This is a genomic window from Pararhizobium sp., assembly GCF_035497515.1.
Lineage (GTDB): Bacteria > Pseudomonadota > Alphaproteobacteria > Rhizobiales > Rhizobiaceae > Pararhizobium.
Window position 1 is genome coordinate 1 of record NZ_DATJDJ010000189.1, and the last position, 15,861, is coordinate 15,861.

Annotated in this window: 12 protein-coding genes and 1 tRNA gene; 6 read left to right on the forward strand and 7 right to left on the reverse strand. The window is 59.1% G+C overall.

The window, feature by feature from the left end:
* Positions 1 to 121: 121 nt before the first annotated feature.
* From trmFO to VL202_RS20165, 3 genes are all read right to left on the reverse strand, one after another.
* Positions 122 to 1,537: a methylenetetrahydrofolate--tRNA-(uracil(54)-C(5))-methyltransferase (FADH(2)-oxidizing) TrmFO gene (trmFO, locus tag VL202_RS20155; protein WP_325465864.1), complete on the reverse strand. Its 1,416-nt coding sequence runs from the start codon at positions 1,535 to 1,537 to the stop codon at positions 122 to 124.
* Positions 1,538 to 1,684: 147 nt separating this feature from the next.
* Positions 1,685 to 1,828 (reverse strand): DUF1127 domain-containing protein, encoded by a 144-nt coding sequence (locus tag VL202_RS25950; RefSeq protein WP_068955543.1) that lies wholly within the window; start codon positions 1,826 to 1,828, stop codon positions 1,685 to 1,687.
* A gap of 482 nt (positions 1,829 to 2,310) precedes the next feature.
* Complete coding sequence (locus tag VL202_RS20165) at positions 2,311 to 2,454, reverse strand: DUF1127 domain-containing protein (RefSeq protein ID WP_325465865.1); 144 nt, start codon at positions 2,452 to 2,454, stop codon at positions 2,311 to 2,313.
* A gap of 1,118 nt (positions 2,455 to 3,572) precedes the next feature.
* Here VL202_RS20165 and VL202_RS20170 point away from each other — a divergent pair.
* From VL202_RS20170 to tig, 4 genes are all read left to right on the forward strand, one after another.
* Positions 3,573 to 4,679 (forward strand): DUF2157 domain-containing protein, encoded by a 1,107-nt coding sequence (locus VL202_RS20170; RefSeq protein ID WP_325465866.1) that lies wholly within the window; start codon positions 3,573 to 3,575, stop codon positions 4,677 to 4,679.
* 1 nt (position 4,680) lies between these two features.
* The gene (locus tag VL202_RS20175; protein ID WP_325465867.1) at positions 4,681 to 5,262 is read left to right on the forward strand and encodes a GDYXXLXY domain-containing protein; all 582 of its coding nucleotides are present in this window, start codon (positions 4,681 to 4,683) and stop codon (positions 5,260 to 5,262) included.
* A gap of 187 nt (positions 5,263 to 5,449) precedes the next feature.
* Positions 5,450 to 5,534: transfer RNA gene (locus tag VL202_RS20180), tRNA-Leu, on the forward strand.
* A 173-nt stretch (positions 5,535 to 5,707) separates the two neighbouring features.
* Entirely contained in the window at positions 5,708 to 7,180 is a 1,473-nt protein-coding gene (tig, locus tag VL202_RS20185; RefSeq protein WP_325465868.1) for a trigger factor, read from the forward strand.
* Between the two features lie 116 nt (positions 7,181 to 7,296).
* Here the strand turns inward: tig and VL202_RS20190 are convergent, their stop codons facing one another.
* Positions 7,297 to 10,434, reverse strand: a complete 3,138-nt coding sequence (locus VL202_RS20190) for a M10 family metallopeptidase C-terminal domain-containing protein (protein ID WP_325465869.1) — start codon at positions 10,432 to 10,434, stop codon at positions 7,297 to 7,299.
* 540 nt (positions 10,435 to 10,974) lie between these two features.
* On the opposite strand from VL202_RS20190, the gene VL202_RS20195 reads away from it, so the two are divergent.
* A complete protein-coding gene (locus tag VL202_RS20195) occupies positions 10,975 to 11,223 on the forward strand; it encodes a hypothetical protein (RefSeq protein WP_325465870.1) in 249 nt (82 codons plus the stop codon).
* A 171-nt stretch (positions 11,224 to 11,394) separates the two neighbouring features.
* Here the strand turns inward: VL202_RS20195 and sthA are convergent, their stop codons facing one another.
* Positions 11,395 to 12,801: a Si-specific NAD(P)(+) transhydrogenase gene (sthA, locus tag VL202_RS20200; protein WP_325465871.1), complete on the reverse strand. Its 1,407-nt coding sequence runs from the start codon at positions 12,799 to 12,801 to the stop codon at positions 11,395 to 11,397.
* Positions 12,802 to 13,043: 242 nt separating this feature from the next.
* Between sthA and VL202_RS20205 the strand changes: the two genes are divergently transcribed.
* Positions 13,044 to 14,108, forward strand: a complete 1,065-nt coding sequence (locus VL202_RS20205; protein WP_325465872.1) for a magnesium and cobalt transport protein CorA — start codon at positions 13,044 to 13,046, stop codon at positions 14,106 to 14,108.
* 12 nt (positions 14,109 to 14,120) lie between these two features.
* Here VL202_RS20205 and radC read toward each other — a convergent pair whose 3' ends face one another.
* Positions 14,121 to 14,912 carry a RadC family protein gene (radC, locus tag VL202_RS20210; RefSeq protein WP_325465873.1) on the reverse strand — a complete coding sequence of 264 codons (792 nt, stop codon included), beginning with the start codon at positions 14,910 to 14,912 and terminating at the stop codon, positions 14,121 to 14,123.
* A gap of 8 nt (positions 14,913 to 14,920) precedes the next feature.
* Positions 14,921 to 15,757, reverse strand: coding sequence for a type I methionyl aminopeptidase (map, locus tag VL202_RS20215; protein WP_325465874.1), 837 nt, complete (start codon positions 15,755 to 15,757; stop codon positions 14,921 to 14,923).
* Between the last annotated feature and the right edge of the window lie 104 nt (positions 15,758 to 15,861).

A 15,861-nucleotide genomic window follows, 5' to 3' on the forward strand; every position in this document is an offset into this window, starting at 1 on the left:
GTTCCGGCGACTTGAAGGCTTATCGGACGGCCTCTACAGCGCCGCGCGTGAAACATGACGCGCAAAGGTCGCTGTAACGCTTTAAATGTTCTGCAGAATTGTCTCTTAAATCGAGTCCGATTCAAGAATTATGCTGTAGCCATGCTGCGCAGTCATCGAGCGCGCGGGCGGCGACGAGTTGCTTCTTCATCACGGTCTTGTCCTTGCCGCGGAAGCGTTTCACACCGTCCGGCTTCACGATCGCGCCCGGCTCCAAAAGCGGAAACAGGCCGAAATTGATGTTCATCGGCTGGAAGGAGCGCTTGCCCGGCTCGTCGTCCGAGACGATATGGCCGCCGGTGATGTGGTTGAGCAGGGAGCCGAACGCCGTCGTCGCCGGTGGCAACGGCAAGGCCTCACCTTTGCGCTCGGCAGCGGCGAATCGTCCGGCGAGCAGGCCGATGCTGGCACTTTCGACATAGCCTTCGCAACCGGTGATCTGGCCTGCGAAGCGCAGTCCGGGCCGGGATTTCAGAGTGAGCGAGCCGTCGAGAAGCACAGGCGAATTGATGTAGGTGTTGCGGTGCAGACCGCCAAGCCGGGCAAATTCGGCGTTTTGCAGCCCCGGGATCATTCGGATGACCTCGGCCTGCGCGCCATATTTGAGCTTCGTCTGGAAACCGACCATGTTGTACAGCGTGCCGAGCGCGTTGTCCTGGCGCAATTGCACCACCGCATAGGCCTTGACGGTGGGATTATGGGCGTTGGTCAGGCCCATCGGCTTCATCGGGCCGTGGCGCAGCGTCTCGCGCCCTCGCTCGGCCATGACCTCGATTGGCAGGCAGCCATCGAAATAGGGCGTGCCCTCCCATTCCTTGAAGCCTGTCTTGTCGCCGGCGATCAGGGCATCGACGAAGGCATTGTACTGCGCCTCGTCCATCGGGCAGTTGATATAATCCTTGCCCGTTCCGCCGGGACCGACCTTGTCGTAGCGCGACTGGAACCAGCAGACATCCATGTCGATACTCTCGGTGTGGATGATCGGCGCGATGGCATCGAAGAAGGCCAGCGCGTCGGCACCGGTTTCAGCCTGGATGGCCGTTGCCAAGGAGGGCGCGGTCAAGGGGCCGGTGGCGATGATGGCCAGATCCCAATCTTTGGGCGGCAGACCGGACACTTCCTCGCGCACGACGGTGATCAGCGGATGGCTATCGATCGCCGCGGTAACGGCATCGGAGAAGCCATCGCGATCGACGGCAAGCGCGCCGCCGGCCGGGACCTGGTTCTTGTCGGCGCAGGACATGATCAGCGAGCCGGCAAGCCGCATCTCGGCATGCAGCACGCCGACGGCATTGCTGGTCGCATCGTCGGAGCGGAAGGAATTGGAGCAGACCAGTTCGGCAAGGCCATCGGTCTTGTGGGCATCCGTGCCACGCACGCCGCGCATTTCATGCAGGATAACCGGAATACCGGCCGTGGCAATCTGCCAGGCGGCTTCGGAGCCGGCGAGGCCGCCACCAATGACGTGAATGGGGGAGAAGGAAGATGTATCTGTCATGCGCCGTTCTTAAAGCAAGGCAGGCCGGAAAGAAACCGCTTCCGCCGGCCATATCTGCGCAAGGCAAGCCCCGGAATCAAAAACGGCACCCTGTGGTGCCGTTTTTAGTTCCTTGACATTCCCGGTCCGGTCAACGGCCGGCTCCGATTAACGGAAGGAACGCGAAGCAATGTTGCGGATGTCGAAGCGGGTGATGCCGATGTCGCTCAGGGCGTGGTTGGACAGGTTGCCCAGTTCAGCAACGGTACGACGATAGTTGATCCAGCTTTTTGCGATACGAATCGGGTTCATGATCTTTTCCTCGGGAAACAAATGAGCAGTGCAGTGATTTGCCTGCTTCGTTGAGATGTCTATACGCCTCATGCGGGAAAAGATGGAGTGCAAAGAAGATGCATCTGCTATGCATTTGTGCATTGCGATGCTGTTTCGATGAGCATCCGAGACTTGCGATGAAAAAGACGCCAGGCGTAAACGCAGCGACGGGGAGGCGGTATTTTGTTAACTAACTCTTTCTCTGAAGAATTTCACGAGGGCGAGCGCGGCGGTCGAGGCCGCACGTGCCATTATGGAAGCCCTTGAGTTTCAAAGGGAATTTGCAACGCAAATAATCGACCCGGAATGTTGCATTGCGGAACGCAGTCCATATTGTTCCATACGCTCGTTAAAGTAGCGCCTGGGCGTCCGGGATTTAGTTAAAAAAAACGCCCGCCGGAATGAACCGGAGGGCGTTTGGCAGTTGTGCATCGGGCCGGAAAATCCGGCCGCTGCGAGAATTATTTGACTGCCTGGCGGGCAACGTACTGGATATCACCACGGCCGATGCCGAGGTCGTTCAGTTCGCGGTCGCTCATGCGGCCGAGTTCGTTGCAGGTCTGACGATACTTGCGCCAATTGTTGAACGAGCGAGTGATGTTCATGATGCTGGTCCCTTCTAGGTTTGCCAGCACCGTTTGCTGGCCCTCATCTGATGGTTGGGATATACGCCGCCAAGCCCTGAAATTACAGAGACAATGCTGCATCGCACCCATGCGCTTGATGCAAACCTCTGCCCGAACGTGGTCTTGTTTTGACCAAATTGTGTGCGGGAGGAGACCCGCCTCGCGAAACAGTACATTCACCAAGGAGGTATATCCGGACAAAAAACAACGCCCGTAGGGGGAGGATCCGACGGGCGTTGCTTGTTCTGATCGACAACTTGGGAGGAGGAGTGTCATCGATCCCGTCGAGGCGCGTTGGGAGGAGGAGAGCGCTGCCTCGAACTTGTCCTTAGATAAATCCGCGCGCGGAAATTGGGTAGAGCCAATGCGGAATGGCACCCATGTCACGCGCGCATGGCTGGCCGGTTTTGAGTGTGAGAACGGCCGGACGATCGCGGCAGGTCACGCTGACGTATCTGGCAACACACTGAAATGGAAAGTTTTACGGGGATCGGTAGAAACGAATAACGCCCGCTGGGGGAGGAGATCCAGCGGGCGTCATTTTAAGGGACAGGCAACCGGGAGGAGGAGTGTTGCCCGTCGGATCGAAGCAGCGCTGGGAGGAGGAGTGCGCCGCTCCGAATTCTATGATGCGACCCTTTCGGCTCGCTGACCTTTTCCGCTTCTTGAGCGGAAGCGGCTGGTCTTGCCGCTGACGGCTCCGATCGCTTTCGCTGATCTCGTCCCGTCTTCTTGATTTCGAATATATGTCGGCGGCGTCATTTTGTGCAGTGCAATATCATCATGGATGGTATGCGGATTTTGCATAAGCGCTGCCCGCCAATCCACCTTTATTCGTCGCTTACAGATTCGCACGAAAGTCTTCATATTCCGTTAAGAATGTTTACCCGTTCGAGGGAGGGGTTCGCTCGCCTGGGCCGGCATGCTTCGGCTACTGCAGAATTCCTTAAATCAGAATCGATTTAAGGATAAAATTATGCAGCATATTTAAAGTATTACAGCGACCTGTGCGCGTCAGATTTGACGCGCGGCGCTGTAGGAATTGCCGGCGCCTATGATATGTGTTGCACATCACGCGCATGCAAGGAGAGTATTCGATGTACCGGGGGCGGATCGAAAGAGACTTCAACAGCTGGATCGCCAAAGGATTGCTCCAGCCGGACGCCGCCAGGGCGATGCTGGCGGAATACGACGCGCGTGAAACCGTGTTCAGCGCGGGCAGGGTGTTGATGGTCATGGCGGCCGTGCTTCTGTCGGCGGCCATCCTGCTTCTCGTCGCCGCCAACTGGGATGCGATCCCACGGCTGGTCCGCGTCTGCGGTATCATCGGCCTGATCTGGGTCTTCTATCTCTCTGCCGCCGCCTGCATTTCCCGGGGCTTCCGTGGACTGGGGGCCGCACTTCTCGTCATGGCAACCATGACCTTCGGTGGCGCCATTGCGCTCATCGGGCAGATGTACCATCTCTCGGGCGATGCGGCCGACGCCTTGCTGGTCTGGTTTGCCGCTGCCTGCATCGCAGCTATAACCTTCCGTTCGGCGGCGATCTCCGTCCTGTCCGGCTTTCTGGCATGGGCGGTTTTTGCGCAGCTCGTCCTGGACAATGACGCCAGCTTCGAAGGCAATGGCCTGATTTATCTGGTGCCGGTGCTGGTCGTCATCGTTATAGGGCTGGTTCGTTATACCAGTGCCGGCATAGCCCGCCACCTCGCCTATCTGCTTGCCTTGGCGTGGCTCGGCTGGCTTTATATTGAGATCAGCGAAATGTGGCTTGCCGGACTATTGTTCGGCCTTGGCCTTTTGGCCTTTCTTGCCGTCAGCCTACCGGTGTCTCCGGTCTATCGTTTCGCTCGTGATGCCGGCGCCGGCCCGGCCTTCTACAGCTTCCTCCTGGCCGTCCTGGGGCTTGCCGCCTTGCACACGGAAATCGACGGGCGGGGCGGGGAGATTGCGCTCGGTGCGACGACGCTTGCCGTCGCGCTCGGTGGTGTCGCCATCGCCGGCCGGTTGAATGGCGCGGTGCGCTTCCTCGGCTATGCCGTCTTTTCCGCCGAGACGCTTTATCTCGCCTCGGAGACGCTGGGCAGCATCCTCGGTACATCCGGCTTCTTCCTGATCTCCGGTGTCGTTGTCGGATTGATCGCCTGGATGGTCATCCGGCTGGAAAAACGACTGTCTGCGAAACCGGCCGTGGAAGGAGCGTGACATGAGCAACACCCCGTTGATCCGGCCCCTGTTCGCCGCCATTCTCGTCGCGCTGCTGCAGACGGCGTTCCTCGGCTATATGATAGAAAGCCGGGCCTCCATCCTGCGCAATGGCGTCGATGTCGTGCTGAAGACCGTGCCCGTCGATCCGCGCGATCTGTTGCGCGGCGACTATGTCGTCTTGTCCTATGACATTTCAAACATTTCCGCTGACAAGGTCACCGGCGGTTTGCCGACAGAGGCGACGGATGCGCAGGTATCCGTGCGCCTGGAAAAGCAGCCCGATGGCTTCTGGACGATTTCCGAGGCGTCTTTCGGAACGCTGGCGCCGAAAGAGGGAACGGTCATTGCGCGCAGCTCGCCGTTCTATTTCTACCCGACGGCCGACGGTTCGCCGTCGTCGGTCAATGTCGAGTATGGCATAGAGCGTTATTATGTGCCGGAAGGCGACGGACTGGTGCTTGAGGAAGCACGCAATGCTTCCGCGCTGTCGGTGACGGCGAGTGTCGATGGCGGCGGCCGGATGCAGATCCGTTCGATTGCGATCGACGGAAAGCCGCTTTATGAGGAGCCGCTTTACTGATCGTCACCCAGCGCTCCCTGGAAGTAAGAAGAACCGGCAGATTGCTGTATTTTTCCTTTGATCCATTGCAAACGGGTGATATAGAGACGCCGCGCTCGGGAACGCCCTGAACCCGGTGCAGGCTGGTTTCTGGCTTTCGCCGTGGCTGTCCTGTGTCGAAGCGATCAGGCGCTGCGGTTTTCTGAACGCGGGTATGGTGAAATTGGTAGACACGCCAGATTTAGGTTCTGGTGCCGCAAGGCGTGGGAGTTCAAGTCTCTCTACCCGCACCAGAATGAAGCGACGCTCAGGGCTGGCCCTTTGAGTCGACCGGAATGACGGCGCCATTTTGCTTGCAAAACGGTGACCGATTTGCGTAAAGCCACTCCCGGCAAATGGATCGGCTCAACTGCTCGTGAAGAAGAACAGCGACAGAGCCCTGTCAACGTGAAGTGAAGGTTTGAATATGCAGGTTATCGAAACGCTCGCTGAAGGGCTGAAGCGCGAACTCAAGGTCGTCATTCCGGCCAAGGACATGGAAGCTCGGATGAACGAGCGTCTTGAAGATGCCAAGGGCAAGGTCAAGATCAACGGTTTCCGTCCGGGCAAGGTGCCTTTCGCGCATCTCAAGAAGATGTACGGCAAGTCGATCATGGCCGAACTCGTCAACGAGCTGGTTCGCGAAAAGCCGACCGAAATCCTGTCGGAGCGCGGCGAAAAGTCGGCGACCCAGCCGGAAATCGCGATGACCGAGAACGAAGCCGAAGCGGACAAGATCCTCAACGCTGAAGCCGATTTCGAATTCACGCTGGCATACGAAGTCATCCCGGCGATCGAGCTCAAGGACGTCAGCGGCATCAAGGTGACGCGCGAAGTCGTCGATATCGACGAAGCCGAAGTCAAAGAGCAGATCCTCAAGATCGCTGAAAACGCCCGCACCTACGAAACCAAGAAGGGCAAGGCCGCCAATGGCGACCGCGTCACCATCGATTATCTCGGCAAGGTCGATGGCGAAGCTTTCGACGGCGGCAAGGACGAAGACGCTGAGCTGGTTCTCGGCTCCAACCGTTTCATCCCGGGCTTCGAAGAGCAGCTGGTCGGCCTGAAGGCAGGCGACGAGAAGGTCATCACCGTGACGTTCCCGGCTGAATATCCGGCTGCGAACCTCGCCGGCAAGGAAGCCACCTTCGACATCAACGTCAAGGATGTTGCCGCTGCCGCCGAAGTCGAAATCAACGACGACCTCGCCACCAAGCTTGGCCTCGAATCGGCCGACAAGCTGAAGGAAGTCGTTCGCGGCCAGATCGAAAGCCAGTACGGCTCGATGACCCGCCAGAAGGTCAAGCGTCAGATCCTCGACCAGCTCGACGAACTCTACCAGTTCGACACGCCTTCACGCCTCGTCGACGCCGAATTCGACAATATCTGGCGCCAGATCAACACTGACCTCGAACAGGCCGGCAAGACCTTCGCCGACGAAGACACGACGGAAGAAGACGCCCGCGGCGAATACCGCAAGCTGGCGGAACGCCGCGTTCGCCTCGGCCTCGTTCTCTCGGAAATCGGCGAAAAGGCCGGTGTCACCGTGAGCGACGAAGAAATGCAGCAGTCGCTTTTTGCCCAGCTGCGCCAGTTCCCCGGCCAGGAAAAGCAGATCATCGACTATTTCCAGAAGACCCCGGGTGCCGCCGCTTCGCTGCGCGCGCCGATCTTCGAAGAAAAGGTCGTCGATCACCTGCTGTCCGAAGTGAAGGTCACCGACAAGACCGTCAGCAAGGAAGAGCTGATGGCTGACGACGAGGACGACGCGTCGGACATCAAGAAGGCCGCTCCGAAGAAGAAGGCCGCCAAGGCTGAGGCCGCGGAAGGCGAAGAAGCCGCCGCACCGAAGAAGAAGGCTCCGGCCAAGAAAAAGGCCGCTGACGACAGCGCCGAATAAGACACGTTCACTGGTGTGAAATGGAAAAGGCCGCTCTCCGTGAGCGGCCTTTTTGCTTTACGCAGACATCGGCTCCACCGCGGCCTGCGCCGCGATGGAGTGTCTGCTCCGCGACATCAGACAATGACAAAGTCCGCGTTCGTCAATGCCAGGCTGGCGGCCAGCTTGGCGAATTGAATGCTCGCACCGCCGCCATTGCCGTCGGCATCGTAGAACAGCTCGCCGGTATCCGTTTCATAGATGATCCGGTCGCTGGCATCGGTGGCAAGGCCGGTCGTATTGGCCTTGAACGCCGCTGCAGCCAGCGTGCCAAGCGCACCGGCCGCGACAAAGACCGCATTGTCGAGCAGGATCGTGTCAGCCGCCACGTTGAAGTCGGTAATGATGTCCATGTTCGTTGCGGCATTGAGCGCGGTATTGAAGTTGAACTGGTCATTGCCGGAACCGCCACTCAGCGTGTCATTTCCGGCATACCCTTTGAGAATGTCGTTTCCGCTACCACCGCTCACACTGTTGGCATTTGCGTTGCCATACACCAGATCGTTGAAATCGGAGCCGACGATGTTTTCGATCGAGGTATAGACGTCGCCCAGAGCCTCTCCCGTATTGATGGCGGAATTGGCCAGGCTGGCAATGACGGCGGCCGTGGCGTCCCTGTAGGATGCCGTGTCGGAGCCAGCACCACCGAGCAGGTTGTCTGCGCCTTCGCCGCCGATCAGCGTGTCATTGCCGCCATCGCCATAGAGCGAGTCATTTCCCGTGTAGCCCTTGAGCGTATCGTTACCGTCGCGGCCCCTGATCGTATTGATGCCCAGATTGCCGTTGAGGCCATCATTGAAATCGGACCCGAAGAGGTTCTCAATCGAGTTATAGGTGTCTCCCGCAGCATCTCCGGTATTCAATGCCGGATTGAACAGGCTGACACCCAGCCCAACTGACGAACTGGAGTAATCGGCTGTATCAGACCCGGTACCGCCGCTCAGATAGTCGGCACCGGCACCGCCGTCGAGGCGATCGTCGCCGTCACCGCCGCCAAGGGTGTCGTTTCCGGCAAGGCCGGAAATATTGTCGTTGCCTGCTCCGGCAAGCAGCGCATTGGCTTCGGCGGAACCAATGAGGACGTCATTCCCATCGCCGGTGATGGCCTTCTCGACGCTTGCCAGCGAAATCGGGCCGGAGCTAGGGAAGTCGATATCGTAGAATTCGCCATCCTGAAGATTGATATATGCATCGAACCCCGAGAAGATCACGGTCGAAGTATCGAATGTATCGTAACCCGCACCACCGAAGAACGCCTCGCCGACGCCGCCGTTCCAGCCCGCGACAATGAAGAACCTGTCGTTGCCGCTGTTTCCGTAAACGAGATCCACGCCGGATCCCGCCGTCATCGTATCGTCGCCATCGCCCCCCTGGAGGGTGTCGTTGCCATTTCCGCCATCGAGCGTGTCGTTGCCCGCTCCGCCGCTGATGGAGTCATCCCCGCTATTGCCGACAAGGACATTGGCGAGTGCGTTGCCTGCAATGGTGTCGGCCAGTTGCGTGCCGCGCACGTTTTCGACGTTGATGATCGAATATGGACCGCCGAAGGTTGGGGAGAAATCATAGGTGTTGGCGCCGAGATTGACGATGGCTCCTCTCGTCGTGAAGTTGCTGACATCGAGCACATCGGTGCCAGTGCCTCCGTCGGTGTTGTCGCCGAACTCACCTTCGCGGACATAGAACGTATCATTTCCATTTCCGCCATCGACAGTGTCCGTCGAGAAGCCACCCTCGATCCAGTCGTCGCCATCTCCGCCGTTGACCGTATCGATACCTAGCCCCCCGAGCAGCGTGTCGTTGCCGCTGTTGCCATTGAGCGTGTCATTGCCCGACAGGCCGTCCATCGAATCGTTGCCACCATTGCCGGTCAGGACATTGTCGGCATTGTTGCCGGTGATGCTGTCATTGCCGGTGCCGCCGTTGGCGTTCTCGATCAACGACCGGGAATCGCCGTTGAACTGGAAGGCGTTGAATACGTTGCCTCGGGCATATCCGCCGTTCGGGCCGCCGCCGAGATAGGCGAGCTGCGTCGACGAAAAGGTCGAGCTTTCACCCGGGCGAAGGTCGAGCCGAAGGTTGGTCGTGTAGTTCGACAGATCATAGGTATCGACGCCATCTCCGTCCCAAATGGTTGAAAAGATGCGGTTGCCGCCTGGGTCGATGGCCAGCGCGCCGGCGACGTAGGAATTTCCGTTGGTTGGATCCCACGTATAGACAGTATTGCCGCTATTGACGGTGAAATCCGCTCCATACATCGTCTGAAGGGCGAGGATGTCGATCATCATATAGGTCTGTGGCGCGCCCCATTGTTCGTAGTCATAGCCACCGGTGTTGTCGCCGATGTAGCTCGAATAGGTCATGACCGTGAATTCGATCGAATTATAGGCCGCGGGGACCGCCGTATTGCCGGGGCCGCCGGTTTCGTGGCCGTGCTTCAATCCGAGCGAGTGGCCGAGTTCATGGATCATCGTGTGCCAGGCGTAATTTCCGGCCACAGGATTCTTCAGGCTGTTGCTGGTGCCGTCATAGGTGTTACCGAAGAACGTGTCGCCGCCGGTAACCGCGTTGCTTGGATAAAACGCATAGGCGGTTCCGGCGTCACCGGAATTGGCGGCGCGAATGGTCGAGTTGCTGGTGCCCGCGCCGTTATAGTCGATGGAAAGATTGGTGAAGCCTTCGACCGAAAAGCCGCCTGCGCCGCCGAGTTGGGTGTAAACAGCCTGATTCAACGCCGCATGGAAAGCAACCATTTGCGCCGCAGTAAACTGCGAAAAGGCCTCATTCTGCGCGCTGATACCGTTCCCGTTCTGGTCCGACGTGTACCCGGCTTGATAGTCGGCCGAGGAATCGGTGTCGCTGTAGGTGATAAAGGTTTCGTTCCAGCGCACGCCGCTGAGCACGCCGTCGATCAGTGCGTTGCCGGTTGCGGCGACCGCAACGGTCACGGACGCGTCGCCGTTCTCCTCTGGAACGTCGCCGGATCCGCTGTCCTTGGCGGTCGTCTCGGGAGCGAAAATCGCATCAGTCGACGAAAGCAGCGGCAGGACGACGGATTTCGCGGGTGCCCATATGTCCGCCGCGCCGGCCAAGGCTGTATTGCCAGTCGCAAGCCCAGCCAGGCTCGCCGCCCGGTCTAGGCCGGAATAGCCGGTGGAGCGGCCGGGGTCCAACGCCGTGGAATCCGTGAGTGAACTGTTTTTTACCCTGGTAGTCATGAATGCCTCCTGGTCGCACGACCCGGAATGCGGGCAGCGCAACACGCTCGGTGATTTTGAGGTTAAGTTACGAAACTGCACTGCAATGCGCACAAATGCCCTCACCGGCGATCGCTCACACGATCGTCGGACATTCACTGTCAAAACCGCATCTTGATGGCCGCATTGCCCAGACTGGGGCGGGCGGTCGTTTTCTTGCAAAATATTACTGGGGTTACAGGCGATGTCCCGTGGAGCTACCTCCAAGGCTCTGCCAAAGACAAAACGCAACCCCGAAAGATCAACTTAAATATCGGGTAGAACGGGAGATGATTTTCACGATTTACGGTTGGTTCCGCTCATTCGAGCCCGCTGCCACTTGTATTTAGTCTACGCTAAATTACCTAAACCGACAAGGCTAATATGCCTCCTGTATCGGTCCAAAGCGCTTCGTGATATGGTGGAAAGGCCGAAAATCGTGCCTGCCGCAAGGGTTGAAACCCCTTTCGCGGTATCGTCGAAAGGGATCGAGGAGCCATGAACAAACGGGCTCAAAGAGTGATGACGATCACAATCGTGCTCACGACGGCATACCTGTGTGCTGCGCCTTCGGCATTCGCGAATCAAACAGGAAAGGGCTTGGAAATGATGGATACGCCGCCGGATCCCGAGAAAGCCGTGGCCTCCGAATATGCTGGACTGAAGGCACGCGGTACGATCGAGGCCTTCGAACTTTTCATCGCGCGCCATCCGGATCATCCGCTTGCCGACGATGCCCGCAAGAATCTGAAACGGCTGCGCGGGAACTGATGGTTCTCAAGGATTTTGCGGTCTTCTCTTTCATGCGGATCGGTAAACGGGACGAGAAAAGGCCGGCAAAACCCGTCTTTTCCCGGGACGCATCATGATCTGTTTGTTCGAGAAGAATACATCTGGACGGTAAGCACTTCCCAGACACGGGATATACGGCGCTTGACGTGGCTATGCCTTGGCCTGGACTTCGCCCATGCGGTTTCCGGCATCGAGACCGGCAATCTTGTAGGCCTCGGCGAGCGTCGGATAGTTGAAGGTGTTCTCGACGAAATACTCGACGGTTCCCTTCAGGTTGAGCACGGCCTGGCCGATATGGACAAGTTCGGTCGCGCCTTCACCGACGATATGGACGCCGAGCAGGCGGCGGGTCTTCAGCGAGAAGATCATCTTCAGAAGCCCGGAATCCAGCCCCATGATGTGACCGCGCGATGTCTCGCGAAAACGGGCAATGCCGCATTCATAGGGAATGCCGCGCTCCTTGACCTCTTCTTCTGTCAGGCCGCAAGTGGAGATTTCCGGAACGGCGTAGATGCCGTAGGGGAAATATTTGGGCGGCTCCTTGGCGATGACGCCGACGGCGACGCGGGCGGCGATACGGCCCTGTTCCATCGAGGTCGAGGCAAGGCTTGGGAAGCCGACGACGTCCCCGGCCGCATAGATGTTCGGGACGGTTGTCTGAAATGTCTCCGGGTTGACGCTGAGGCGACCGCGGCTGTCGGCTTGAAGGCCTGCCGCGGCAAGGTTCAGCGTATCGGTTGCGCCCATCCGGCCAGCGGCAAACAGCACCATTTCGCAATGGATGACCCGGCCGCTGTCGAGCGTGATCGCGCACTTGCCGTCGGGCGTGCGTTCCACCTTCTCGGCCTTCTGCCCGAGGTGCAGCTTCATGTTGCGATCGCGTAGCTGATAGGTGAAATCCTCGACGATCTCCTTGTCGATGAAGTCGAGCATGGTTGCCTTCGGGTCGATGACCGTGACCTGGGTATCGAGCGCGCTGAAGATCGTCGCATATTCGATGCCGATGACGCCGGCGCCGATAACCGCCATCGAACGTGGCAGATCCCCGATTTCGAGAAGCTCGTCGCTATCCAGCACCGTCTTGCCATCGAAGGGGATGTAATCCGGCCGAAAGGGTTTTGTGCCGACGGCGAGAAGAATGCTGACGGCGCCGACCTGGATGATCTCGCCATCGTCCTTGACGACCTGCAGCGTCTGCGGATCGATGAAGCTCGCCTTGCCGCGAATATGCTGCACCCGGTTGCGTGCGAACTGGTGCTCCAGCACTTCGACCTCATGATCGAGCGTGATCAGCAGACGGCGGCGCAGGTCCTCGGCGCTGATCTCCTCCTTGACGCGGTAGGCCCGGCCATAGAAGCCACGCTCTCGCCAGCCGGTCAGGTTGAGGGCGGTCTCGCGCAGGGTCTTGGAGGGGATGGTACCCGTATGAACCGAAACGCCGCCGACCCGTTTTCCCTGCTCGATGACAAGGACCTTCTTGCCCAGTTTGGCACCTTGGATGGCGGCTCTTCGCCCTGCAGGACCACTGCCGACAACCACGAGATCATACTGGTTCATGACGCGCTTCCGATGCTGGAGGGAGAATCATTGTGCGTTGCGGGAAATGTCGCTTGCAAGCCTCTATAACGCCAATCTTACAGTTTCATAAAGCCCGATAAACCGTTGGCGCGCCAAGAGATGCGTATTTCACGAAAAGCGATTATGAGTAGTGTGAAATGATTGGATTTCGGGCGTCCGTGCGCGCATTTTGATGACGCGATCGGCGCAGAAGCATCGGCTCTGCATTCGGGAGGTTGACGATGGCTTTGCTGGAGACAGGTAACAGGACTGGAAACGAAACCTCCACTCCTCCGGAAGGCAATGTTGGTGCGGTGAAGGGAAAACCGAACAGCCGTCCCGGTGTTGTCGCGGCTGCCGTCTATGAGCACGGCCAACGTACGCATGATATCGAGATCGGGCAGGCGCATGAATGGCGCGGCCGCGACAAGGCGGTCGTCTGGATCGGCCTGCACGAACCGGATGAAGCGCTTCTGCGCGAGGTGCAGGCCGAGTTCAATCTGCCGGAACTGGCGATCGAGGACGCCAACCACGCCCATCAACGGCCGAAGCTGGAAATCTATGGCGATTCGATCTTCGTCGTCGCCCGCACGGCGCATATGGGCGGGGAGGAAATCGTCTTCGGCGAAACCCATCTTTTCGTCGGTCGCGGCTATGTCGTCTCTGTCCGTCACGGCGTCTCGACGTCCTACAATCTCGTGCGCCAGCGCTGCGAAGCCTCGCCGGCAGCCCTGGCGCACGGCGAGAACTATATCCTCTACTCCATTCTCGATTTCATCGTCGACAACTACATGCCCGTCATCGAGGGCATCCACGCCGAGGTCGAGGAACTGGAGGAGCGCGTCCTCAGGGACCGACTCGACAAGAAGGACATCGAGCGGCTCTATTTCCTGCGTCGCAGCCTGCTGCGCCTGCGCAATGCCGTCGTGCCACTGGTGGACGTCTGCCGCAGGCACGAAAATCTCGAGCTTCCCGGGATGGATGCGACGATGCATGCCTTGTTCCGTGACGTGACGGATCATGTGCGCCGCGTCCAGGAAGATATCGACACGTTGCGCGAAGTGCTTGCCTTCACCTTCGAGGCCAGCCTGATGATCGGCCAGTCCGAGCAGACGGAGATTTCGCGAAAACTGGCATCCTGGGCCGCGATCCTGGCCGTGCCGACGGCGATTGCTGGTATCTACGGGATGAACTTTGACGACATGCCGGAGTTGAAATTCAAATATGGCTATTTCGTCGTTCTTGCCCTGATCTTCTTCGTCTGCAGCATGCTTTACCGCATGTTCCGCCGGGCGAAGTGGCTTTGAAGCGAGACGCGCTCAGATAAGCCTCAATCCCTTGAGGCTGGCATGACCGTCCTTGCCGATGATGATGTGGTCGTGGACGGTGATCCCCAGCGGCTTGGCCGTATCGACGATCATCTTGGTCATTTCGATATCCGCGCGCGAGGGTGTCGGGTCGCCGGAGGGATGGTTGTGGATCAGGATCAGCGCGGTGGCCGACAGTTCCAGCGCTCGCTTGACGACCTCGCGCGGATAGACCGGCGTGTGATCGACTGTGCCCGTCTGCTGCACCTCGTCGGCAATCAACGCATTGCGTTTGTCGAGGAACAGGATCCGAAATTGCTCGATCGCTTCATGCGCCATGGCAGCGTGGCAATAATCGATCACCGAAGACCAGGAGGCCAGAACCTGCTTGCCCCTGAGACCGCTCTTCAGGGTACGATGCGCGACGGTGGAGATCAGCTTCAGATCGAAGGCCACGGCCTCGCCGATGCCTTTGACCTCCTGCAACAGGGCAGGTGACGCGCCGAAGACACCGGCCAGCGTCCCGAAGCGCTCGATCAGTGCTTTGGCGATGGGCTTGGTGTCGCGACGGGGAATGAGGCGGAAGAGCAGCAGTTCGAGGATTTCATAATCGGCGAGCGCGGTATCGCCGTGGTCCCGGTAGCGCGTCCGCAGCCGGTCGCGATGGCCGTGATAATGCGCGTCGTCCTGCTGGACCGCAGCAATACCGAGGCCGGAACGCTTGGGTTGCTGTTCGGCGAAAAAGCCCCTTTCGTCAGCCGGGTGCGAAAGATCGCCGTCGGAAGAGGAAGGAGGCTTTGTCATTGAAAACCTTATGCCGGCAGCCCCGGACGGTCGAGGCCGCCCGGTGACAGGGTGAAAATCTCGCAGCCGGTGGCGGTGACGCCGACTGCGTGTTCATATTGCGCCGAAAGCGAGCGGTCGCGGGTGACGGCGGTCCAGCCGTCCGCCAGAACCTTCACATGCGGACGGCCGAGATTGATCATCGGCTCGATGGTGAAGATCATGCCCTCGCGCATTTCCGGGCCTTCATTGGCCCGGCCGTAATGCAGGATGTTCGGTGCGTCATGAAACAGCCGACCGACACCATGGCCGCAGAAATCGCGAACCACGGAGCAACGTTCCGCCTCGGCGTAGGTCTGGATAGCCTCGCCGATCGCGCCGGTACGGGCGCCGGGCTTGACGGCGGCGATGCCGCGCATCAGGCATTCGTGGGTGACTTCCAGCAGGCGCTGGGCGGCGCGCTTGATTTCTCCGACCGGATACATTCGGCTGGAATCGCCGTGCCAGCCGTCGATGATATAGGTGACGTCGATATTGACGATATCGCCTTCGCGCAGCGGCTTGTCGTTCGGGATGCCATGGCAGACGACATGATTGATCGAGGTGCAGGAGGATTTCATATAGCCGCGATAGTTGAGGGTCGCGGGCAGGGCGCCATGGTCCATGCCGAAATCGAAGACGAAACGGTCGATCTCGTCGGTGGTCACACCCGGCTTGACGCGGCTTGCAAGTTCGTCGAGGCACAGGGCAGTGACCTGGCAAGCGCGCTTGATCCCGGCGAAATCTTCCGGCGTATAGAGACGGATGACGCCTGTATTCTTGTAGGGCGCTGACGCTGCCTCGATGAACTGGCAAGCCGGGTGCAACCGGGCGTCACCACGGATGAGATCGACCGTTTCGTCTTCGATTTCGGCATGGATCACGGCGCCCTGCCCGCGACGCTGAATTATCGCGGCTATACGAAATCCTC